Raw genomic sequence first — 20,263 nt, 5'->3', positions numbered from 1 at the left:
TCGGTGAGAAAAAGGTAAAGAAATAAGGGTAGACGGGTTCCCGAATCACTCAAAGACGCTATTGAGTCGGTCAATCAGTGATTCGTCCTCCCCTTCGATCAGGAGAGCCGCATGGCAGCCAAGGACAACGAAGACGCCAAGTCCGAAGACCAGGAAGAAGAGATCAGCCTCGACATGTCGCAGGCTGCGGTCAAGAAGATGATCGCCGAAGCGCGCGAGCGTGGCTACATCACCTACGACCAGCTCAACCAGGTTCTTCCGCCGGATCAGGTGTCCTCGGACCAGATCGAGGACGTCATGTCGATGCTCTCGGAAATGGGCATCCAGGTGACCGAGGATGACGAGGAGTCCGAGGAAGAGGATGCCAACAAGGGCTCGACCGATCTGGTCGAGACCAAACGCGGCGGCGAGGTCGCGCTTGGCTCTGGCACCACCGAGAAGCTGGACCGCACGGACGACCCGGTGCGCATGTACTTGCGCGAGATGGGCAGCGTCGAACTTCTGTCCCGCGAAGGCGAGATCGCCATCGCGAAGCGGATCGAAGCTGGCCGGAACACGATGATCCTCGGGCTGTGCGAAAGCCCACTGACGTTCCAAGCGATCACAATCTGGCACGAGGAACTTCTGTCGGAAGACATCCTTCTGCGCGACGTCATCGACCTTGAGACCACGTTCTCCGGCCAGATGGGCGAGGACGGTGAGCTTGATGAGCCGGTCGTCGATGCGTCGGTGGAGACGTCCAATGGCGAGGCCGGCACACAGAAAAAGTCTGACGAGCCGGAATACGACGCCGACGGTAACCCGATCAGCCGCGATGACGATGAGGACGACGACGAGCAGGCCAACATGTCGCTGGCCGCGATGGAAACCGCGCTCAAGCCGCGTGTCCTTGAAACACTCGACCGTATCGCACGTGACTACGAGCAACTGGCCGAGATGCAGGACAGCCGGATTTCGGCGACCCTGAACGAGGACGGCTCCTTCGACTCCGACGACGAGGCGACCTACCAGAAGCTGCGCGGCGAAATTGTCGAACTGGTGAACGGCCTTCACCTGCACAACAACCGTATTGAAGCGCTGATCGACCAGCTCTACGGCATCAACAAGCGGATCATGTCCATCGACTCCGCCATGGTGAAGCTGGCCGATCAGGCCCGTATCAACCGTCGTGAGTTCGTGGACGAGTATCGCGGCCACGAGCTCGATCCGAATTGGCTGGAGCGCATGGCCGAAAAGTCCGGTCGCGGCTGGCAGATGTTCATCGAGCGCTCTGCGGACAAAGTTGAGGAGCTGCGCTCCGACATGGCGCAGGTCGGCCAATACGTCGGTCTGGATATCTCCGAATTCCGTCGCATCGTGAACCAGGTGCAGAAGGGCGAAAAGGAAGCGCGTCAGGCCAAGAAGGAAATGGTCGAGGCAAACCTGCGTCTCGTCATCTCGATTGCCAAGAAATACACGAACCGTGGCCTGCAATTCCTTGATCTCATTCAGGAAGGCAACATCGGCCTGATGAAGGCCGTGGACAAGTTCGAGTACCGGCGCGGCTACAAGTTCTCGACCTACGCCACGTGGTGGATCCGTCAGGCGATCACCCGGTCCATCGCGGATCAGGCGCGCACGATCCGTATCCCGGTGCACATGATCGAGACGATCAACAAGCTGGTCCGGACCGGTCGCCAGATGCTCCACGAGATCGGCCGCGAGCCGACACCGGAGGAACTGGCCGAGAAGCTCCAGATGCCTCTGGAGAAAGTCCGCAAGGTGATGAAGATCGCCAAGGAGCCGATCTCTCTCGAAACGCCCATCGGCGACGAGGAAGACAGCCAGCTTGGCGATTTCATCGAGGACAAGAACGCGATCCTGCCGTTGGATTCCGCCATTCAGGAGAACCTGAAGGAAACCACGACGCGGGTGCTGTCTTCGCTCACTCCGCGTGAGGAACGGGTTCTGCGGATGCGCTTCGGCATCGGCATGAACACCGACCACACGCTCGAAGAAGTGGGCCAGCAGTTCAGCGTGACCCGCGAACGTATCCGCCAGATCGAGGCGAAGGCACTGCGCAAGCTCAAGCACCCGTCGCGGTCGCGCAAGCTGCGTTCCTTCCTCGATCAGTAAGGCGCGGACATGTCCATCTGGAAGAAACTCTTCGGCGGCGGCGCGGCTCCTCAGCCCGCTGCCGAAGCCATTGAATACGAAGGCTTTCGGATCATTCCGCAACCGATGTCGGAAGACGGCGGTTTCCGCATCTGCGCGATCATCGAGGCGGAGGTCGATGGCGACACGCGTACCCATCGCCTGATCCGTGCGGACGTGATCCGCGACGCTGACGAGGCCCGCGAAGCCTCTGTCGCCAAGGCGAAGCAGATGATCGACCAGCAGGGCGCCGGGATCTTTTCCTGACTCTTCGTCCCGCGCTGGCAACCGCAGTGTCTTGCCGAATTCCCGCGTCTGAGGCGAGCCACCTGGCAACGAAAAACGCGTCCGCTGTGGGGCGCGCCGTTTCTTTTGGGCAAGTCGAACCGGATCAACCGGTCGGCATGACAAAGACCTCCTGGACACAGGCGCGCGGATCGGCCTCCAGCGCGAACATAGCGGCGTCTGCAATATCTTCAGGCTTCAGCTTGTCGGGCTTCGCTTCGTCGAAGAAAGGCGTGTCCACCATGCCCGGCGCGATTACGGTGCAGCGACCGCCCCATTCGCGCATCTCCTCGGCAAGATTACCGCCGTAGCCGTGCACGAACCACTTCGACGCGCCGTAGACGGAGCCCTTGATGTGACGACGCCCGGCAGCCGATCCGGTCAGAAGGAGGTGACCCTTGCTGGACTTCAACGCCGGCATCGCCGCCTTGGCCGTCCACAGGAACCCCAGCACGTTCAGGTGTACCAGTGCTTCCCACTCGTCTGGATCGCCCTTCTCTGTCCCCGCCGCGGAGAGCCCTGTGCCCGCGTTGGCAAAGGCCGCGTTCAACCCCCCGAACCGGTCGACTGTTTTCCCGACGGCTGCGCGCTGTTCTTCGAGCGAAGTCGCATCGCCGACGAGGGGCAGGGCGGCATCGCCAAGCTCTTCTGCCAGCGCAGTGAGCTTGTCCTCTGACCGGGCGAAAAGGCCGACGGACCAGCCGCGCGATACCGCAGTCCGGGCGGTCGCAGCCCCGATCCCGGAAGAGGCGCCGGTAATGAAGAGTGTCTTGGTCATGTCATGTGTCCTTTCGTCGTTCGACAGGTCAACGCCTGCGGCACCGCAGGTTTCCATAGGATGCGTCGTAAAAAGCGTGCCATTCTTCGCTTCGAATACAAACCTTTAGCGCTGCGGGAACCATTTTCGACGTCTCCTCGTTACCAACACGAAGGAGAGCAAAGAGATGAACAAGCTGCCAGTTTACCTGTTCGCCCTGTCCGCAACTGCCACGGCCGCCTTTGCCGCGACCGAGTTTCTTGCGCCCGTCGAACCGGAAGTGATCGAGATCGAAGTGTCCCCCAACGAACTCGCCCGCTGCCAAGAGACGCTCGCGCAAGTCGCACAGATGCCCATCGTGTCGGACAGCGGTCGCCCGCTTCCGGCGTCCTCAGCCGATGGTCTTCCAAGCGTGGCCTGCGTGGTCCGTGACATCTGATATCCCCTTCACGGGCGCGCCACCTTCCGGCGCGCCCGTTTTGCGTTCTTTGGGAAGATTGAATTCCGATGCGGCACTCGCCGGAATTCCGGGTGTATTGAGGTTTAGCTGACCATCAAGCCCCTCCGCCGGACGAGGACACGTCCCGTGGTGGCTTTCGCAACCGAAGTCGCATCTGCTGGCCATTTGGACCGAGCGAACGGCAAGGCGTTCTGGCATCCTGGCCGTTGCAGAAGCTACACGGGAATGCGACGAAGGTCATTCCGATCCCTCGTGACCGCAGAGATTTTCCGTGCAGACGACCTTTACGATTTCCACAACCGGCTCCGGCCTTTACGAATTCACGCGCGACGTGACACGTTGGGTCGGGCACGGTGGCGATGGGCTGCTGACGCTGTTTGTGCGGCACACCTCAGCGTCCCTGCTGATCCAGGAAAACGCCGACCCTGAGGTTCAGACCGACCTGCGTGCCTTCTTTGACCGCCTCGTCCCGCCCAGCACGCACCCTTCAATGGCTTACTTGACCCACACATACGAAGGCCCCGACGACATGCCGGCGCATATCAAGGCGGCCCTGATGCCCGTATCCCTCACGATCCCCGTCACGCGGGGGCGGCTGGCGCTCGGAACATGGCAGGGCATTTACCTTTTCGAGCACAGGTCGGCACCACACCGGCGTGAAGTGGCGGCACACTTGTCCTGACGAAACGGCGCGCACCGGTCCTGTCACGAATTCGCGGTGGTTCGACGACTTGATGAAGAAAGCCGCATCGCATCTCTGAAAGGGCTTTGCTAGGTTAACGCCCTGATCCGCTTCGAAACCTGTCACGCCATGCCACGCTCAAGACGCCTCTTTCTTGCCCTCGCGGCCGTCGCCGCCATAGGTCTTGCCGGTGCGGTCATCGGTTTGCCGGAAATCATCGCGCGCCGGGCCGAACAGGTTGCGCAGACCTGTCTCGGTCTTGCGAACCGCGAGACACGCTGTCGTTTCATCGGAGGGCCGCTGGAGATGCAAGGCCAACCGGTGTTCCTGGAAGGATTCAATCAGGCGTTCCTGCCGACGGGAGTGGAAATCGACTTCATCGACGCAAGCGGTGAAACCTGGACGGCGCCCCGTCGGACGCTGACCGATGGCGCCACCATTCCGCCGATCTTCGCCCCGTTCATTGGCGACAGGCAAAGCCGTGAATACCTCATGGCCGCCGCCCTGCACGATGCCTATTGCGGCGTCGGCAACGATGACCTCCCCACGTGGCGCACACGCCGGTGGGAGGATGTACACCGCATGTTCTACGAAGCGCTACTGGTCAACGGTACGCCGCCACACAAGGCAAAATTGATGTTTGCTGCTGTCTATCTCGGCGGGCCGCGCTGGGACGATCCCGTGCGGGATCTGTCCGGTGTCACCGACGAAGCGCTGCGGCAGGAACTGGACTGGTGTTTGCAATGGATCGAGCTGAAGGATCCGCCTGTAGAGCGTATCGCCGCGTGGATGACCGAGCGTGAGGCCGCGTTGAAGGCGGGCACCAATGTCAGGCCAGCGGTTCTGGATGCGCAGATCGACGAGTGACACACGCGCGTTGCGTAAACACAGCACCATCTGGGGGGGCGATTATTTCTCTACCCAAAACTTGGGCGCCGTCCTATAGTGGCTGTGGATAATTGGGGACCAACCCCATGACCGAGGCAGGAACATTGAGAAACGAGGGGACAGGCCGATGCGCTGCCCGTTTTGCGGAAATATCGACACCCAAGTGAAGGACTCCCGGCCGGCCGAAGACCACGTGTCGATCCGCCGCCGTCGCTTCTGTCCCGCCTGTGGCGGGCGTTTCACCACCTACGAGCGCGTGCAGCTGCGTGACCTCGTGGTCATCAAGACAAACGGACGGCGCGAGGATTTCGACCGCGACAAGCTGGAACGTTCGATCCGGATTGCCCTTCAGAAACGCCCGATCGAGCCGGAGCGGATCGATCAGATGATCTCCGGCATCGTTCGGCGGCTTGAAAGCATGGGCGAAACGGACATCCCCTCGAAGATGATCGGGGAGATCGTGATGGAGACCCTGGCGCGTATCGACACCGTCGCCTATGTCCGGTTTGCCAGCGTTTACAAGAATTTCCAGGCGGCAGGTGACTTCGACAAATTCGTCTCGGAGCTGCGGCCGGATCCGAACACGCAGCCACCGTCCAAGTGACCGCCTCCGACGCGCGCTTCATGGCCCAAGCGCTTGCCTTGGGTCGTCGCGGCATGGGGCAGACTTGGCCCAACCCGGCCGTGGGCTGCCTGATCGTGCGCAAGGGCCGTGTCGTCGGGCGGGGCTGGACCCAGCCCTCGGGCCGTCCGCATGCCGAGACGCAGGCGCTGGCCATGGCCGGGGACGCCGCTCGCGGGGCCACCGTCTACGTCACGCTCGAACCCTGCGCGCATCACGGGAAGACTCCGCCCTGCACGGACGCGCTGATTGCGGCAGGTGTCGCGCGGGTTGTCGCGCCCATTGCTGACAGCGACCCAAGGGTCGCGGGACAAGGTTTTGAAAAGCTGCGCCAAAATGGCATCGACGTGCGCACCGGAGTCCTGGCCCAGGATGCGATGCAAGACCATGCCGGGTTCTTTCTGCGGGTGGAGCAGGGGCGCCCCTGGCTGACCCTGAAACTGGCAATGAGTGTCGATGGGCGTATCGCAACGGCGACCGGCGAAAGCCAGTGGATCACCGGACCGGAAGCCCGCCACGCGGTGCATGCCTTGCGCGCCACCCATGACGCCGTTTTGGTCGGCGGCGGGACGGCCCGCGCCGACAATCCGCGGCTCACGGTTCGCGGGTATGACCGCAGCCGCCCGCCGGTGCGCATCGTGGCGTCCCGCCATCTCGACCTGCCGTTGCTCAGCGATCTGGCGCGGACGGCCAAGGATGTCCCCGTCTGGCTTTGTCATGGCGCCGACGCGCGCGGCGATCTGGTGACGGCCTGGGAGGGGATCGGGGCCCGTCTTATGACTGTTCCGCTGGCGGGCGGACGCTTGGACGCCGCGGCGCTATTGAAGGTTTTGGGGCAGGAGGGGCTGACCCGGGTCTTCTGCGAGGGCGGCGGCCAGTTGGCCGCATCGCTTCTGGCGCAGGACCTCGTGGACGAACTTCATGTATTGACAGCGGGCCTTGCGCTGGGGGCCGAAGGGCACCCCGGTATAGGCGCCTTGGGTGTCGACAGGCTGGGCGAAGCGCCCCGTTTCACACTTGTGGATGTTTGCCGGAGAGGCATGGACATCCAGCACGTGTGGAGACGGGGTTCCGCGACGTAAAATCGCTTTCGCCCAGATGCTTATCTGACCAAAAGACATGTCCGACCGGCCGATCTTTTCTGTGGATAAGTCTGAAAGTAACTATTTCTCAGGGGGATGGATCAATTCCCTGCCAATGAAGCTTAACGTCGCCAGAGCCATGTGTGGCTTGCGAGCGCCCCCTGCAGTTTCGAAAGGCCGCGATTGAAAGCGCCGGGGTTCGGGATCGGGCCGTATTTCAACCGGTGAATGACCGTTTCGACGCTGCAAGCTTCACGCATGTGCGGGTCGTGGTAGCGGGGGTAGTCGATCAACACGGCGTGGACAAGCGCCTCCAGCGACGGGCGCGGCCCCTGCAGACGCCGGGGCGGTATCGGTCCCATGTCCCGGGTCAGGCCCCAGCCGGCGTAGAAAGGCACCCCCAGTGTCACCACTTTGAGACCGCGGAGCAGCGCCTCGAAACCGGTCTGAGATGTCATCGTCCAGACCTCGTCCACGGCATCGAGGACCTGGGCGATGTCGGCGCCGTCCAGACGGGCATCTGCCCATTGCATGGGGGCCTCGACAGCCCCCTTGCGCAGTCCCGCTTCCACGTCGGGATGCGGCTTCCAGAGAATGATGGCCGTCGGGTTCGCCTCTCGCGCGCGACGCAACAGTTCGGTGTTCGACTGGACCATCGGGCTGCCACGCAGGATAGACGCGTCGTCCTCCACCTGTCCGGGAACCAGTATGCGGTGTCCTTTCGGAAGATCGGGCAATCCGCCCGAAAGGTTGTATTTGGACAACCCACCCGAAATCATGGACTGCATAAGTCTGTGGACACGTTCGCCTTGATCGGTGCGCAGACCTTCCGCACGTCTTTGTATCATCTTTTCAAGAGCGGACGGCGTTTCGGGGTCGAAGTGGATTCCGTCCGGATCGAGTACGAGGGACAAAGGGGGCACCAAGGTCGCGCCCAGCCCGCGCGATCTGAGGAACCCGTCCTCAAGATGAACACCGCGCCCGCCACCGGCATTGGCCCAGATCATCAGGCGGCGTCCGGTCTGCTGCGAAAGCTCCACAGCCTTGTCCACATCATCTTCGAACTGCAGGCGTTTCTCCTTGCCGAAGAATTTCTGCAACAGCCCTCTTTTCCACAGCCGTGCACGCGACACGATCCAGCCGTGACGATCTTCCTGCCATGCCCGCGTACGCGCCTCAAGACAGCCGATCACGTCCTCCAGTTGGCAGAGGCGGTCGCGGTGTGGGTCGTACCAGGTGGGGTAAAGGATCATCGCGCCTGCGAACAACTGAGTGCACGTCAGGCTGCGTCCGCGGCGAGGAAAAACAGACTCGTCTTCGGTAAGCCCCCATCCGGCGTAGAAGGGTTGCCCGAAGACGCGCGGCTTGTGGCCCGCGACAATCGCTTCGAAGCCCATCTGGGACGACAGCGTGTAGACGCGGATCGCCCCTTCAAGCAGGACCCAGGGGCTGGCGTTGCCGTCGTACAGCGTGATGGGGCCGCCTGCGTCCTCGGACCGGAAATGGCCGTCGCGCAGACCCTCCGCCGTTTCCGGGTGGGTCTTTACGACGATCCGTGCGCCGGGATTTTCTTCCCGTGCGACGAACAGCATTTCCAGAAACCGTGACCTGTCGCCGCCGGAGGCCTGCACGGAAGCGTCGCCAACCGTTTGATCCACAACCAGAACATATCCGGGGGCAGGGGCCGCGGCCTCCGGGTCCGATGCGCTGTATTTCGTCAGACGCCGCTCTTGCAGCCGGGCCATGGCGCCCCGCGCGCGTTCCAGAAGCGCATGGTCGTCAAACGGGTCCGTCGCCAGCAGCTTTTCCAGATCGGACGGCGCACGACCATCGAAATGCACGCCGCTTCGGTCGATCAACAGGCCGAAGGGCGGTTCGCCGCGTCGGCCGGGGTGAAGGGAGCGGAGGAAGGCGTCCTCGATCCGGATCAGTCCAGCACCCGACCGGTCGGCCATGCGTTCGCCGCGCCATGCGTAGGGCGATTGACCCCAGACCCCGACAAGATCGTCCGGCCCGGGAAAGCCCAGCGACACCCGGTATCCCGCAAGATCGAGGATGCGGCGCACCTGTCTTTGCCGCAGGAATCCTGCAGCATAAACAAAAAGCCGCCGGGAAGTTTCCTCCCCGGCGCAACCCTGTCCCTCGGGTAAGTTCAAGTCAGCCCCCGCTTCCACTCAGCGTATCCGAAATAGAAGTGATCGTTGCAACCGAGCTGAGCGATCCCGTCAGTGATGCGATGGTCTTGTCCCATTGCACGTACGGCGCTTCGGTCACGTAGAGCGTATCCTGGTCGCGGATGACGAAGTCGCGCGCCATGAACATGCCATTCGGCTCGGTCAGGTCCAGCACGTACACCATGCGTTGCGCACCGATCAGATCGGTCCGGCCCAGTACCTGGTTGGCGATTTCCGCCGGTTCGTTGCGGAAGACGAAGACGCCTGTCGGGTCGGCGGTTGCGGAGATCAGGCCGCCGACGGTGGCGATTGCCTCGACGGCCGATATGCTCTGCGCCTCGAAAGGGACGCGGGCCTGCGTGCCGGTCGCGCCAAGCGCGGTGAAGGCACGGGTGTCCTCTTCGACGAGGATGCGGTCTCCGCCGCGCAGGGCGATGTCGAAGTCGGGGTTCTTGTAGAGGTCCTGGAACCAGATCGTTTCGGTCCGGTCGCCTCGAATGATCTTGATCTGCGCGATCTCGGGTTCGATCGTGACACCACCGGCGCGCGCGATCATCGAGGACAGAGTGCGCGTCGGACGCTCGATCGCATACACGCCCTGACCGCTGATGGCCCCAAGAAGGCTGACGGTGGACCCGTCACCCGCCAACCGGCGGACTTGCACCTGCGGGTCGGGGGTCTGGTCTTCGAGTTTTGACGTGATGATCTGCCGGATGCGTTCGGGCGTGTTGCCGGCAGCGCGGATGCGCCCGGCATAGGGAATGAAGATGAAACCGGAGCCGTCGACCTGCACCTCTTCCAGGGTTGCCGGACCGCCGCCGCCACCAGCGCCACCACCCGCCCCAAGCAGGGGATCGTCAACGTTTTCCCAGATCGTCAGGCCAAGAGTGTCCCCGGGCTGGATCGTGTCCGAACCGACAACGGCGGCATTGCGGAAACCGTCCGAGAAGCCGAGTGCCGGAACCACGGCCGTTGCCCGCGTCACCCGGTCGTTCACGGCGACAATGAAAGCGTCACCCTCTCGCTGAACCGAGCCTGCAAAGATTTCGCGTTTGTTCGGGCCAACGCGCGGAAGGCCGCAAGATGCCAGAATCGACACCGCGGCCAGCATGGCGACGCTCCTCGCCCACCGGGAGGGGGTAGTTTTCACTGCTCGGTCTCCTCGACCTGATGTCTGCCTCGGTTTTTTCAGGATGTCCTTGATGGCACCCCATTAATCCACAGGCTAACGGGTCATGGTCGATAAATCCAGCATTCCGGACGGGTCGGGTCAGTGCACGACACGCAACTGTTGCCTTGGGGCCGCGGTTCCGCGTTCGAATGAGTCGTAGGGGTCGTCCCCGGCCAGCATCATGTCGACCACCTGTCGCAGCAGTTGTCGCCGACCCCGGGCAGAGTAGAAGCCGCCGGGAAGCTGCGAGGTTTCAAGCAGATATCGCCGGTAGTCCTTGTAGGCCTTGTTGTCGGGCCGGGGCGGCAACGCGAAAAATTCGGTGAGTGGCTGGGTGGAGACGAACTCCGGCTTGGCATAGACGGCATCGCCGAAAACCTTGAGCGGAATACCGCGCCAAAGCACCTGCTGCGCAGCGGTGGAGTTCACCGTGACAGCGGTGCGCGCGTCGTTCAGAAGCTGTGCCAGCTTGCCGCCACGGACATAGTGGACACGGTCGCTGACTCCGTGACGCTTCGCCGCCTCTCGGATCGCTTTCCGGACGCCCGCCCGATCGTCTTCCAGCGGATGCGCCTTGAACACGAGGTGATGGTGACCTGGCGACCCGGTCGCGAACCCCTCGATCACCATCCCCAGGAAATCGGGCATCGTGGTGAAGGGGGAGTGTTTCTGGAAGCTGGAGTCGTGTTCCAGCTGCATCAGGCAAAGGTGGTAGGGGAACCCGCCCAGTCGGATGCGCTGAGTTGCGATGACGCGGTCCGCCCAGCTGAGTGGCATGAGCGTCAGGCGCCGCAGATACAGCAGGAATTCCTGAAAGACGGACAGCGACCGGTGCGGCTGGAAATTGCGGAAATCACCGTTCCTGAACATCACGAACCAGTGGTAGAGCGCTCCGTAGAAGATGTGCTGGCGCATGTCGCCCCAATGGGCCGGGGGCAGGGGGGCCTCCATGTCGGACTTGGCCAGTGCGCGCCGCATGTCGGCCACCGTCATGTCCATCAACCTCGAATGCCCGTTGGAGCCGCCACGCTCATAGGTCACCCAGTAAGGGCGCATGTAGCCCTCCTCGAAGACGTGCACGGCGATGCCGCGGCGCCGCGCTTCTTCCACCGCTTCGGCATGGACGCGGCGCACATCGCCATAGAGCACAAGATCGGTGACCCGCTTTTCGTGCAGAAGGTCGATCAGCCAGGCACGCCACTGGTCCTGCGTGCCGCGAAAGGGCAAGAAGGTCCTGGGATGAAACCAGAAGGCGCGGTCCCCGGCGTTGAAACCCACACGCCAGACCTTGGCGCCGGTCTTGCGCAGCATCTGGCCCAGGCGATGGAAGAAAGGCCCGTGCGGTCCCTGAAGGAACAGAAAAACCCTCTGGTCGCCGCTGCCTTTGCTGATCTTAGCCCTATCGCCCATGCGTGCCCTTCGGTCGCCCCGGTCGCATGTCAACCGACCTTGTGGAGACCTTCCGTATATGTGATGCCTTTGTTGCCAAACTATTCAAAGAGTTCGGCGAAAATAAGGCTTTGTAAACTCACTTATCCGGCGGAGGCAGCATGTTCACGGGGATCATCACGGATGTTGGGGAAGTGCGCGCGCTCGAGCGCCGCGGCGATCTGCGCGCACGCATTGGCACCAGCTACGAAACCGCCTCCATCGACATGGGCGCCTCGATTGCGTGCAACGGCGTCTGCCTGACCGTGATCGGATTGGGAGCGGACTGGTTCGAGGTCGACATCAGCGCCGAGACGCTGTCGAAGACGAACATCGGCGGCAACGACGGCTGGACCGAGGGCAGCAAGATCAACCTCGAACGGGCGCTGAAGGTTGGAGACGAACTGGGCGGTCACATCGTCTCGGGACACGTGGACGGTGTGGCGACCGTGATCGGGATGGCGGATGAGGGCGACAGCACCCGCGTTACCTTTGACGCGCCCACGGAACTGGCCCGCTTCATTGCGCCGAAGGGCTCCGTGGCGCTGAACGGCACGTCGCTGACGGTGAACGAAGTCGACGACACGACCTTCGGGATCAATTTCATTCCGCACACCAAGGAGGTCACGACCTGGGGGCTGACCGCCGTCGGCGACCGCATCAACCTGGAGATTGACACGCTTGCCCGCTACGTGGCGCGGCTCAGGGACTTTGACTGATGCCCGAAGGCCGTGGTCCCGCCGAAGCGTTCACTCGGCGGGATGGAACCCCACGATAAGCTGGCGCAAGCCGAATGCCGCCCCGGCAAAGATCGATGCAAAGGTGACCGGCGCCGAGAAGGCAAGCACGGAGAAGGCCGAAAGGCCCTGTCCGATGGAGCACCCCAGCGCAATCACCGCACCGCCACCCATCAGCGCGGCTCCAAAGATCTGGCGGCGCAGTTCCCGCGGATCCTCGCAGGCTTCCCAGCGAAAGTGGCCCTTGATCAGCGATCCGATGAAGGCACCGGCCCATACCCCCGCGACAGATCCCACGGCAAATGACAGCGGCCTTGCGGAGCCGATCATCCACCACAGGATCGAGTCGCCCAAGGGGGCCGCAAAGCTGTGCGAGACGACGGGAAGTCCTTCGAACCCGCGATGCGCCACCCAAGACGTTCCGGCCCAGGCCAGGACGATGGCCAGCCCGACTGCCGCTGCCCAGAGCACACGGGACGCCTTTTCCCAGACCGCGCCCGCCGCGCCGGAGCCGATCATGATCAGTGCACCGATTGTCATGCCGATCACGGGAACCGAAAAGCCGGACATGGCGGCAAGCTGGTGTGCTATGCCCGGCGGCACCTCTGTGGTGACGGGCTCCTGCGGGAAGAGTATGTCGCGCAGCGGTGCCAGCGGTCCGGACAGCACGACGAAGGTGCTGACCCCCATGACCAGCACGATGACGAAACTGCGGAGGTCGCCGCCACCCAGCCGGGCGATGGCCCCGTAGCCACAATTGCCCGACAGGGCCATGCCGTAACCGAACACAAGGCCGCCCACGACGGAGGCAAGCGGCATCCAGCGGATCGACAGGTAATATGTTTCTGCATCGACCAGTAGGCCCGACCCCATCAGCGCAAAGCTGCCCATGATCGCAAGGCCGATGGCGATACCCCACATGCGCAACCGGACGGTGGATCCGCCGTATAGTGCGTCTTCGATGGCTCCGAGCGTGCAGAACCGGCCAAGCCGGGATGCGAGACCCAGCAGAATGCCGCTGCCAAGGCCGATCAGAGCGACCAACTGGTGCTCGCCCACAAGTTCCAACATGCCAAGGCCCTCCTCCTGACCTGACGTGATCTTTAGACTATGCGTACACGCCTGCGCCTTCGCAAGAAAATGCCACGCGGCGGTGCGGCATCGGTCAGGGCGTCATTCGGCGTCGTCGCCGCAGAACAGCTCGTAGACCGTTTCCAGCATCTTGCGCGGCTTGTCGTCCGCCAGCCGGTAGTAGATTGCCTTGCCGTCGCGGCGTGGCACCACGAGCCCCTCAAGGCGGAGCCGCGACAGTTGCTGGCTGACGGCCGCCTGCCGCGCAGACAGCAGCTCTTCCAGTTCCGTCACCGATTTTTCGCCAGAGACGAGGTGACACAGGATCATCAGCCGGCCTTCGTGACTGATGGCTTTCAGAAAAGCGGACGCGGCATTTGCCTTCTCGACGATCGCGTCGAGTTCGCTGTCACTCAGATCGTCTCGTAATACAGGTAGTCCCATGCCTGTTCCTGACTCTTTCTGGTCAATTGGAAGGTTGTTTGAACTCTGTGTGCGACTCAAGGAGCCGCGCAAGCACTGGCCAGAAGAAATCCTGCCCCACGTAGCCTTCGAGCCGCGCAATCTCGGCCCCGTCCTCGGTAAGGATGAAGGTCGGCGTGAAGTTGACGCGTCTCTCGTAGGTGATGCCGTCCGGAGGTCCCTCGCGAAGGTCGGCCCGCACCAATGGCGCGAATTGTCCTTCCGCCGTATTGGGATAGGCCGGAGCGATCTCATCGTTCCAGGCAGCGCAGTATGCGCAGCCCGCCTGTTCGACCATCACGAGCGTGTAGTCGGCTGCAAACGCGGCGCCGCCCGAAAGCGGCACGGCGACGCAGGCTGCCATGAAAAGGTGACGAAAGGACATGATGCACCGATTGACGAATTCGTTACGAACAACGTAATCTGAATATGTGAATTTTTCAAGGAAAGGTGTGGGTCTTGTTCGATATCAGCTTTGCCGGTGCTGCGCTTGCCGGTCTTTTGAGCTTTTTTACCCCCTGCATCCTTCCGATGGTCCCCTTCTACCTCTGTTACATGGCGGGGATCAGCATGGCGGAGCTGCGAGACGATGCAGGCATTCCGCCGGGCGCGCAGAAGCGTCTGATCGTGTCAGCCGTTTTCTTTGCGGCAGGTGTCACCACCATCTTCGTACTGCTGGGCATGGGGGCGACCGCGGTCGGCCAGGCCTTTGCAGACTGGAAGCAGCCGTTGTCCTACGTCGCGGCCGCGATCCTGTTCGTTTTCGGCCTGCATTTCCTGGGTGTGATCCGCATTGGGCTGCTCTACCGTGAGGCGAGAGTGGACAGCAAGGCAGAGCCCACGACGCTGATGGGGGCCTACGTCATGGGGCTGGCCTTCGGGTTTGGCTGGACTCCCTGCGTCGGGCCGGCGCTGGCCTCGATCCTGATGATCGCTTCGGGGATGGGCGACATCTGGCGCGGCGGTCTCCTGCTGCTGGTCTACGGCATCGGCATGACCGCGCCTTTCGTGATCGCGGCGCTGTTCTCAGGTCCGTTCCTGAAGTGGACCGCGCGCCACCGCAGCAAACTTCAATATGTCGAGAAGGTGATGGGTGTCATGCTGATCCTGTTTGCCATTCTCATCGCGACCGATACGGTGAACCTGATCGCTCAGTGGATGATTGAGACATTCCCGAGCTGGACGTCGCTGAGCTGAACCTTGTGTCGAATGCGCCTGATGCGGGCCTCGACCCGCGGGCGCGCTGTCTGGGAGGACGTGAAATGAAAGCTTGGATCGGTGCGGTGCTGGGTATCGCGCTGGCTCTGCCGGCGCTGGCGCAGGAGATGGGCGACGACGGGCTGCACAAGCAGCCGTGGATGCGCGACACCTTCAAGGACCTGCGAGAAGACCTGGCCGAGGCCAACGACGAGGGCAAGCGTCTTGTGATCTTCTTCGAGCAGCGCGGCTGCATCTATTGCAAGAAGATGCACGAGGAGGTGTTCTCGGACCCTGAGGTTTCCGAGTTCATCGACGAGAACTACTTCGTCGTTCAGATGAATCTGCATGGCGATACGGAGGTGACCGACCTGGACGGGGACGCACTCCCCGAGAAGCAGATGGCGCGGAAGTGGCGCGTGCTGTTCACGCCGAACATCATTTTCCTGCCGGAAGAGGTGTCCGAAGGTCAGTCCGCCATCGACGCCGCCGTGGCGGTCATGCCAGGGGCCTTCAGCAAGGGTACGTCTCTCGATATGTTCACCTGGGTGGCAGAGAAGCGCTACGAGATGGAGGACGAGACCGGCGAGGATTTCCAGCGCTACCATGCACGGCGGATACAGGAGCGCTCGGACGGCAGGACCGACTGAAGTCGGGGTTTGCCGCCGCGCATCGACCGGGCGAATCGTTGGCGTCTTTCGGCAACTTTCTTTCGTCGTGTCGATGCGCGGCGCCGCACCAACCGACATCCGGGTGGCGCTTCGGTTGAGGAATGCGCGTCAGTTGGTGCCCGGGGCCGTTTGGACTTTGACCGACCGGAATGCGTGAAGGCCCGGACCTTGCGGCCTGACAGGCCCAGAAAGCCGAGATTTGTCAGTGAATTGTGCCCTTGCCAATTGGCGCGTCGTGACTGTCAAGGACTTCATTAATTCATAAGTGTGAATTTGTTGTTGCGTGGTGAGGTGCCGGTGGCCTACGGTATACATCAGCCAATACGAGGTAGAGCCCTTGTACGGGCTCGAAAGCCTAGGGAGGGAACATGAGGCTTACAGCAATCACGGCAGCCGCGGTGCTGGTGGCGGGGACCGCTTTCGCGGATTCCGTGGCCCCCGACAGCGTGACCTACGACGAATACGGTGCCGTGGAGGCATCCCTGACCGGAGCGCCGGGTGACGCGGCGAAGGGCCGGGACCTGATGATCAACCGTGGCAAGGGCAACTGTATCGCCTGCCACGAGGTGACGGCCCTCGAAGATGCGCCGTTCCATGGCGAAGTCGGACCGGCGCTGAACGGCGTTGGCGGCTACCGCACCGAAGCGGAGCTGCGCGGCATCGTCGCAAACCCGAAAATGACCTTTGAAGGCACGGTCATGCCGGCCTTCTACAAGACCAGTGGCTTCACCCGTCCGGGTGACGGTTACACCGGTAAGGCCGCGCAGGGCGAGATCGAACCGATCCTCTCGGCGCAGGAAATCGAGGACGTGGTCGCCTTCCTGATGACGCTTCAGGACAGCTGACTTCGAGTATAGGAGAAATCACATGGACTTCACGCGACGTGAAACCCTGGCGCTGAGCGCCGGTGCCGCCGCGGCAGCCCTGCTGCCGGTCAGCGCCTTTGCTCAGGCCGCCGCCGACGCCGAGATGGTCGGCTCCGCGGAAGAATTCCTTGCCGGCGCCACCGCCGCCGAGGGCGATCTGAGCCTGACCGCACCCGAGATTGCCGAGAACGGCAACACCGTTCCGGTCTCCATCGACGCGCCTGGCGCTGTCGAGGTGCGCGTCTTTGCCATGGGCAACCCGACCCCGGGTGTCGCCGCCTTCCGCTTCGGCCCGCTGGCCGGGTCGCGCGCCGCGTCGACCCGCATCCGCCTGGCCGGCACGCAGGACGTGACGGCAATCGCCAAGATGGAAGACGGTTCCTTCCAGACGGCCTCGAAGACCGTGAAGGTCACCATCGGCGGCTGCGGCGGCTAACCCTTTTTTCAGGAGACAGACAAATGGCTGACGGTGTTAAACCCCGCGTCAAAGTCCCGAGCAGCGCCTCCGAAGGTGAAGTCATCACCATCAAGACGCTGATTTCGCACCCGATGGAATCGGGCCAGCGCAAGGACGGCGACGGCAATCCGATCCCGCGCTCGATCATCTGGCGCTTCACCTGTGACTTCGGAGACCAGAACGTGATCGACGTTGTCCTGGCACCGGCGATCTCGACCAACCCCTACTTCGAATTCGAAGCGACCGTTCCGGCGGCGGGCGAGTTCAAGTTCACCTGGTACGATGACGACGGCTCCGTCTACGAAGAGTCCAAGAAGATCGCCATCGGCTGATCCACGTCCCTGCCCGGTGACACGTCACGGGGCAGGGGTGTCAACAGGGAGGGAACATGATGAAATTCAAGGCAATGACGGCCGTGGCCGCACTGCTGATCGCTCCGGCGGCCTTCGCGGGCGGTGCGGATGACGATACCCTCACCATCAACGGTGAGCTCGAGATGACGACCAAGGCGCCAGCCCCGGAGCATCTCGACGGGATCTTCGACGAGGTGATCTCGGGCTGGCACTTCCGGTCGGACGAAACCCAGCAACTTGAAACCGACGATTTCGACAACCCGGGCATGATCTTTGTCGATCAGGCCATGGACGAGTGGAACACCGCAGAAGGCTCCGAAGGCAAGTCCTGCGCGGATTGCCATGGCGATCCGGCGGAGAGCATGGCGATGGTCGCGGCAACCTATCCGAAGTTCAACGAGGAAGCGGGCGAACTGCGCACCATCCAGATGCAGGTGAACGACTGCCGGGTGAACCGCATGGGCGCCGATGCCTGGAAGTACGATTCAGGCAATGCCGTCTCCATGGAGGCGCTGATCACCTCCGTCGGTCGGGGGACACCGGTGCAGGTCGCCATCGACGGTCCGGCCGCCGAGTACTGGGAGAAGGGCAAGGAGCTCTACTATACCCGGACCGGCATCCTGGACCTGTCCTGCGCGTCCTGCCACGAGCAGAACTACGGCAACTACATCCGTGCCGACCATCTGAGCCAGGGCCAGGTCAACGGCTTTCCGACGTACCGTCTGAAGAACGCCAAGCTGAACGGCATTCACAGCCGCTTCAAGGGGTGCGTCCGCGACACGCGCGCCGAAACCTACAGCACCGGCTCGCCGGAGTTCGTGGCACTGGAGCTTTACGTCAAATCGCGCGGCAACGGTCTTTCCGTCGAAGGACCCGCCGTCCGCAACTGATGATCAGGACCCCGCGCGTCTTTCGGCGCGCGGGGTTTCCCGTAAACAATCCATTCACACATGCGCATGTGTGTCATGAGAGAAAGACCCTTCCCCATGATCTCAAGACGCGATTTCCTGCAAGTGTCCATGGCGGCCTCGGCGCTGGTCGGGGCTTCGGGCTTTGGCAACTGGTCACGGCTCGCCGCACAGCAGAGCCTCACCCAGGATCAACTTCTGCAATTCGACACTTTCGGCAACGTCAGCCTGATTCACGTCACCGACATCCATGCGCAGCTAAAGCCGATCTACTTCCGCGAACCCTCCATCAACATCGGTGTTGGTCCGAACCGGGGCGAGGTGCCCCATGTCACCGGCGCCGACTTCCGCAAGCTCTACGGCATCGACGACGGCTCTCCCTCCCATTACGCGCTGTCGTCCGGTGACTTCTCTGCCCTGGCGCAGGCTTACGGCAAGGTCGGCGGTCTCGACCGCGTGGCCACGGTAGTGAATGCGATCCGCGCGGCGCGTCCGGATGCGCTGCTGCTGGACGGCGGCGACACCTGGCACGGCTCCTACACCTGCTACCAGACCGAGGGGCAGGACATGGTCAACGTCATGAACGGGCTGAAACCCGATGCCATGACGTTCCACTGGGAATTCACGCTGGGATCGGGGCGAGTGCAGGAGCTGGTGGAAAGCCTGCCCTTCGCGGCGCTCGGCCAGAACATCTTCGACGCGGAATGGGACGAACCGCTGCCGGACCTCTTCCCGCCGTACAAGTTCTTTGAACGGGGTGGGGTGAAGATCGCCGTGATCGGCCAGGCCTTTCCCTACATGCCCATCGCGAACCCGCGCTGGATGTTCCCGGAGTTCTCCTTCGGCATCCGCGACGAAAACATGCAGGCAATGGTCGACGAGGTCCGCGCGCAGGGCGCGGAACTTGTGGTCTGCCTGTCGCACAACGGCTTTGACGTCGACAAGAAAATGGCATCTGTCGTGACCGGCATCGACGTGATCCTGTCCGGCCACACCCACGACGCGCTGCCGGAACCGGTGCTCGTGGGCGAGACTATCATCATTGCCTCCGGCTCAAACGGCAAGTTCGTCTCCCGCGTCGATCTCGACGTGCGCGACGGTCGGATGATGGGTTTCCGTCACAAGCTGATCCCGATCTTCTCGGACGTGATCGAACCCGATGCCGATATGACCGCCCTGATCGACGAACAGCGCGCCCCCTTCAAGGCAGAGCTGGAAGAGGTTATCGGCACCACCGACGAACTTCTCTACCGCCGCGGCAACTTCAACGGCACCTGGGACGATCTGATCTGCAACGCCCTGATTTCCGAGCGCGAGGCCGATATCGCCATGTCGCCGGGTGTCCGCTGGGGGCCGTCGCTGATCCCCGGCGACAATATCACGCGCGAGGATATCTGGAACGTCACGTCGATGACCTACGGAGAAGCGTACCGTTCCGAGATGACCGGTGAATTCATCAAGGTCATCCTTGAAGACGTGGCCGACAACATCTTCAATCCGGACCCGTATTACCAGCAAGGTGGCGACATGGTGCGGATCGGTGGCATGGCTTACCGGATCGACATCACGAAACCGCAGGGCGAGCGCATCTCCGAGATGATGCTTCTGAAGACCGGCGAAGCCATCGATCCGGCGAAGACCTACATCGTCGCAGGCTGGGCCTCCGTGAACGAGGGCACCGAGGGGCCGCAGATCTGGGACGTGGTGGAAAGCCACATTAAGAAGCAGGGCACCATCAAGCTCGATCCGAACAACAGCGTCGAGGTCATCGGCGCCTGAAACCCCATCGGCGGGCTTGCGTGCCCGCCGATTTTCCTAACAATTCATTCACATAGATGAATGACATGATCCGTAAGGAG

22 protein-coding genes are annotated in these 20,263 nt (G+C 62.5%); 15 read left to right on the top strand and 7 right to left on the bottom strand.

What is annotated here, in order from left to right:
* Window positions 1–111 precede the first annotated feature (111 nt).
* Together rpoD and ABFK29_RS16825 are read left to right on the top strand one after the other, a co-directional pair.
* Window positions 112–2,115: an RNA polymerase sigma factor RpoD gene (gene rpoD / locus ABFK29_RS16830; protein ID WP_005858763.1), complete on the top strand. Its 2,004-nt coding sequence runs from the start codon at window positions 112–114 to the stop codon at window positions 2,113–2,115.
* A 9-nt stretch (window positions 2,116–2,124) separates the two neighbouring features.
* Window positions 2,125–2,400 carry an HlyU family transcriptional regulator gene (locus ABFK29_RS16825; protein ID WP_005858761.1) on the top strand — a complete coding sequence of 92 codons (276 nt, stop codon included), beginning with the start codon at window positions 2,125–2,127 and terminating at the stop codon, window positions 2,398–2,400.
* A 124-nt stretch (window positions 2,401–2,524) separates the two neighbouring features.
* On the opposite strand, the gene ABFK29_RS16820 is transcribed toward ABFK29_RS16825, so the two are convergent.
* Entirely contained in the window at window positions 2,525–3,196 is a 672-nt protein-coding gene (locus ABFK29_RS16820; protein WP_040604578.1) for an SDR family oxidoreductase, read from the bottom strand.
* A 166-nt stretch (window positions 3,197–3,362) separates the two neighbouring features.
* Between ABFK29_RS16820 and ABFK29_RS16815 the strand changes: the two genes are divergently transcribed.
* From ABFK29_RS16815 to ribD, 5 genes are all read left to right on the top strand, one after another.
* Entirely contained in the window at window positions 3,363–3,614 is a 252-nt protein-coding gene (locus ABFK29_RS16815; RefSeq protein WP_005858757.1) for a hypothetical protein, read from the top strand.
* Between the two features lie 292 nt (window positions 3,615–3,906).
* Entirely contained in the window at window positions 3,907–4,317 is a 411-nt protein-coding gene (locus tag ABFK29_RS16810; protein WP_005858755.1) for a secondary thiamine-phosphate synthase enzyme YjbQ, read from the top strand.
* Window positions 4,318–4,521: 204 nt separating this feature from the next.
* Window positions 4,522–5,184: a DUF1353 domain-containing protein gene (locus ABFK29_RS16805; protein WP_157136473.1), complete on the top strand. Its 663-nt coding sequence runs from the start codon at window positions 4,522–4,524 to the stop codon at window positions 5,182–5,184.
* Window positions 5,185–5,332: 148 nt separating this feature from the next.
* Window positions 5,333–5,809 (top strand): transcriptional regulator NrdR, encoded by a 477-nt coding sequence (gene nrdR / locus ABFK29_RS16800; RefSeq protein WP_040604545.1) that lies wholly within the window; start codon window positions 5,333–5,335, stop codon window positions 5,807–5,809.
* A complete protein-coding gene (ribD, locus tag ABFK29_RS16795) occupies window positions 5,806–6,909 on the top strand; it encodes a bifunctional diaminohydroxyphosphoribosylaminopyrimidine deaminase/5-amino-6-(5-phosphoribosylamino)uracil reductase RibD (protein ID WP_347099700.1) in 1,104 nt (367 codons plus the stop codon). Before nrdR ends, ribD begins: the two co-directional genes overlap by 4 nt.
* A gap of 122 nt (window positions 6,910–7,031) precedes the next feature.
* On the opposite strand, the gene ABFK29_RS16790 is transcribed toward ribD, so the two are convergent.
* From ABFK29_RS16790 to ABFK29_RS16780, 3 genes are all read right to left on the bottom strand, one after another.
* Window positions 7,032–8,975, bottom strand: a complete 1,944-nt coding sequence (locus ABFK29_RS16790; RefSeq protein WP_005863301.1) for a capsular polysaccharide biosynthesis protein — start codon at window positions 8,973–8,975, stop codon at window positions 7,032–7,034.
* 91 nt (window positions 8,976–9,066) lie between these two features.
* The gene (locus ABFK29_RS16785; protein ID WP_005863299.1) at window positions 9,067–10,194 is read right to left on the bottom strand and encodes a polysaccharide biosynthesis/export family protein; all 1,128 of its coding nucleotides are present in this window, start codon (window positions 10,192–10,194) and stop codon (window positions 9,067–9,069) included.
* A gap of 159 nt (window positions 10,195–10,353) precedes the next feature.
* Window positions 10,354–11,664, bottom strand: coding sequence for a capsule biosynthesis protein (locus ABFK29_RS16780; protein WP_050772488.1), 1,311 nt, complete (start codon window positions 11,662–11,664; stop codon window positions 10,354–10,356).
* Between the two features lie 140 nt (window positions 11,665–11,804).
* On the opposite strand from ABFK29_RS16780, the gene ABFK29_RS16775 reads away from it, so the two are divergent.
* On the top strand, window positions 11,805–12,401 hold the full coding sequence (locus tag ABFK29_RS16775) for a riboflavin synthase (RefSeq protein WP_005863296.1): 597 nt from the start codon (window positions 11,805–11,807) through the stop codon (window positions 12,399–12,401).
* A 30-nt stretch (window positions 12,402–12,431) separates the two neighbouring features.
* Here ABFK29_RS16775 and ABFK29_RS16770 read toward each other — a convergent pair whose 3' ends face one another.
* The 3 genes from ABFK29_RS16770 to ABFK29_RS16760 form a co-directional block, all read right to left on the bottom strand.
* Complete coding sequence (locus tag ABFK29_RS16770) at window positions 12,432–13,490, bottom strand: YeeE/YedE family protein (protein WP_005863294.1); 1,059 nt, start codon at window positions 13,488–13,490, stop codon at window positions 12,432–12,434.
* Between the two features lie 102 nt (window positions 13,491–13,592).
* Entirely contained in the window at window positions 13,593–13,934 is a 342-nt protein-coding gene (locus ABFK29_RS16765; RefSeq protein WP_005863292.1) for an ArsR/SmtB family transcription factor, read from the bottom strand.
* Window positions 13,935–13,956: 22 nt separating this feature from the next.
* Window positions 13,957–14,337, bottom strand: coding sequence for a thioredoxin family protein (locus ABFK29_RS16760; RefSeq protein ID WP_005863290.1), 381 nt, complete (start codon window positions 14,335–14,337; stop codon window positions 13,957–13,959).
* A 74-nt stretch (window positions 14,338–14,411) separates the two neighbouring features.
* Here ABFK29_RS16760 and ABFK29_RS16755 point away from each other — a divergent pair, with 74 nt between their 5' ends.
* From ABFK29_RS16755 to soxB, 7 genes are all read left to right on the top strand, one after another.
* Window positions 14,412–15,149: a cytochrome c biogenesis CcdA family protein gene (locus tag ABFK29_RS16755; protein ID WP_005863287.1), complete on the top strand. Its 738-nt coding sequence runs from the start codon at window positions 14,412–14,414 to the stop codon at window positions 15,147–15,149.
* Between the two features lie 65 nt (window positions 15,150–15,214).
* The gene (locus ABFK29_RS16750; RefSeq protein WP_005863285.1) at window positions 15,215–15,799 is read left to right on the top strand and encodes a thioredoxin family protein; all 585 of its coding nucleotides are present in this window, start codon (window positions 15,215–15,217) and stop codon (window positions 15,797–15,799) included.
* Window positions 15,800–16,188: 389 nt separating this feature from the next.
* Window positions 16,189–16,665, top strand: coding sequence for a sulfur oxidation c-type cytochrome SoxX (gene soxX / locus ABFK29_RS16745; protein WP_005863284.1), 477 nt, complete (start codon window positions 16,189–16,191; stop codon window positions 16,663–16,665).
* 22 nt (window positions 16,666–16,687) lie between these two features.
* Complete coding sequence (gene soxY, locus ABFK29_RS16740; RefSeq protein WP_005863280.1) at window positions 16,688–17,122, top strand: thiosulfate oxidation carrier protein SoxY; 435 nt, start codon at window positions 16,688–16,690, stop codon at window positions 17,120–17,122.
* A 23-nt stretch (window positions 17,123–17,145) separates the two neighbouring features.
* Window positions 17,146–17,475 (top strand): thiosulfate oxidation carrier complex protein SoxZ, encoded by a 330-nt coding sequence (gene soxZ, locus ABFK29_RS16735; protein ID WP_005863278.1) that lies wholly within the window; start codon window positions 17,146–17,148, stop codon window positions 17,473–17,475.
* A gap of 59 nt (window positions 17,476–17,534) precedes the next feature.
* Window positions 17,535–18,386, top strand: a complete 852-nt coding sequence (gene soxA / locus ABFK29_RS16730) for a sulfur oxidation c-type cytochrome SoxA (RefSeq protein ID WP_040605133.1) — start codon at window positions 17,535–17,537, stop codon at window positions 18,384–18,386.
* 96 nt (window positions 18,387–18,482) lie between these two features.
* Window positions 18,483–20,183 carry a thiosulfohydrolase SoxB gene (soxB, locus tag ABFK29_RS16725; RefSeq protein WP_005863274.1) on the top strand — a complete coding sequence of 567 codons (1,701 nt, stop codon included), beginning with the start codon at window positions 18,483–18,485 and terminating at the stop codon, window positions 20,181–20,183.
* Window positions 20,184–20,263 lie beyond the last annotated feature (80 nt).

Origin of the sequence: Sagittula stellata E-37 (assembly GCF_039724765.1) — a bacterium.
In the GTDB taxonomy this organism is placed as follows: Bacteria; Pseudomonadota; Alphaproteobacteria; order Rhodobacterales; family Rhodobacteraceae; genus Sagittula; species Sagittula stellata.
Note: the sequence above shows the minus strand (reverse complement) of the source record. Positions and strands in the feature narration are given on the sequence as shown.

Coding starts and splice junctions, on each gene's coding strand:
- rpoD (WP_005858763.1), top strand. CDS start 112: ATGGCAGCCAAGGACAACGAAGACGCCAAGTCCGAAGACCAGGAAGAA.
- ABFK29_RS16825 (WP_005858761.1), top strand. CDS start 2,125: ATGTCCATCTGGAAGAAACTCTTCGGCGGCGGCGCGGCTCCTCAGCCC.
- ABFK29_RS16820 (WP_040604578.1), bottom strand. CDS start 3,196: ATGACCAAGACACTCTTCATTACCGGCGCCTCTTCCGGGATCGGGGCT.
- ABFK29_RS16815 (WP_005858757.1), top strand. CDS start 3,363: ATGAACAAGCTGCCAGTTTACCTGTTCGCCCTGTCCGCAACTGCCACG.
- nrdR (WP_040604545.1), top strand. CDS start 5,333: ATGCGCTGCCCGTTTTGCGGAAATATCGACACCCAAGTGAAGGACTCC.
- ABFK29_RS16785 (WP_005863299.1), bottom strand. CDS start 10,194: ATGCTGGCCGCGGTGTCGATTCTGGCATCTTGCGGCCTTCCGCGCGTT.
- ABFK29_RS16780 (WP_050772488.1), bottom strand. CDS start 11,664: ATGGGCGATAGGGCTAAGATCAGCAAAGGCAGCGGCGACCAGAGGGTT.
- ABFK29_RS16775 (WP_005863296.1), top strand. CDS start 11,805: ATGTTCACGGGGATCATCACGGATGTTGGGGAAGTGCGCGCGCTCGAG.
- ABFK29_RS16770 (WP_005863294.1), bottom strand. CDS start 13,490: ATGTTGGAACTTGTGGGCGAGCACCAGTTGGTCGCTCTGATCGGCCTT.
- ABFK29_RS16765 (WP_005863292.1), bottom strand. CDS start 13,934: ATGGGACTACCTGTATTACGAGACGATCTGAGTGACAGCGAACTCGAC.
- ABFK29_RS16760 (WP_005863290.1), bottom strand. CDS start 14,337: ATGTCCTTTCGTCACCTTTTCATGGCAGCCTGCGTCGCCGTGCCGCTT.
- ABFK29_RS16750 (WP_005863285.1), top strand. CDS start 15,215: ATGAAAGCTTGGATCGGTGCGGTGCTGGGTATCGCGCTGGCTCTGCCG.
- soxX (WP_005863284.1), top strand. CDS start 16,189: ATGAGGCTTACAGCAATCACGGCAGCCGCGGTGCTGGTGGCGGGGACC.
- soxY (WP_005863280.1), top strand. CDS start 16,688: ATGGACTTCACGCGACGTGAAACCCTGGCGCTGAGCGCCGGTGCCGCC.
- soxZ (WP_005863278.1), top strand. CDS start 17,146: ATGGCTGACGGTGTTAAACCCCGCGTCAAAGTCCCGAGCAGCGCCTCC.
- soxA (WP_040605133.1), top strand. CDS start 17,535: ATGAAATTCAAGGCAATGACGGCCGTGGCCGCACTGCTGATCGCTCCG.
- soxB (WP_005863274.1), top strand. CDS start 18,483: ATGATCTCAAGACGCGATTTCCTGCAAGTGTCCATGGCGGCCTCGGCG.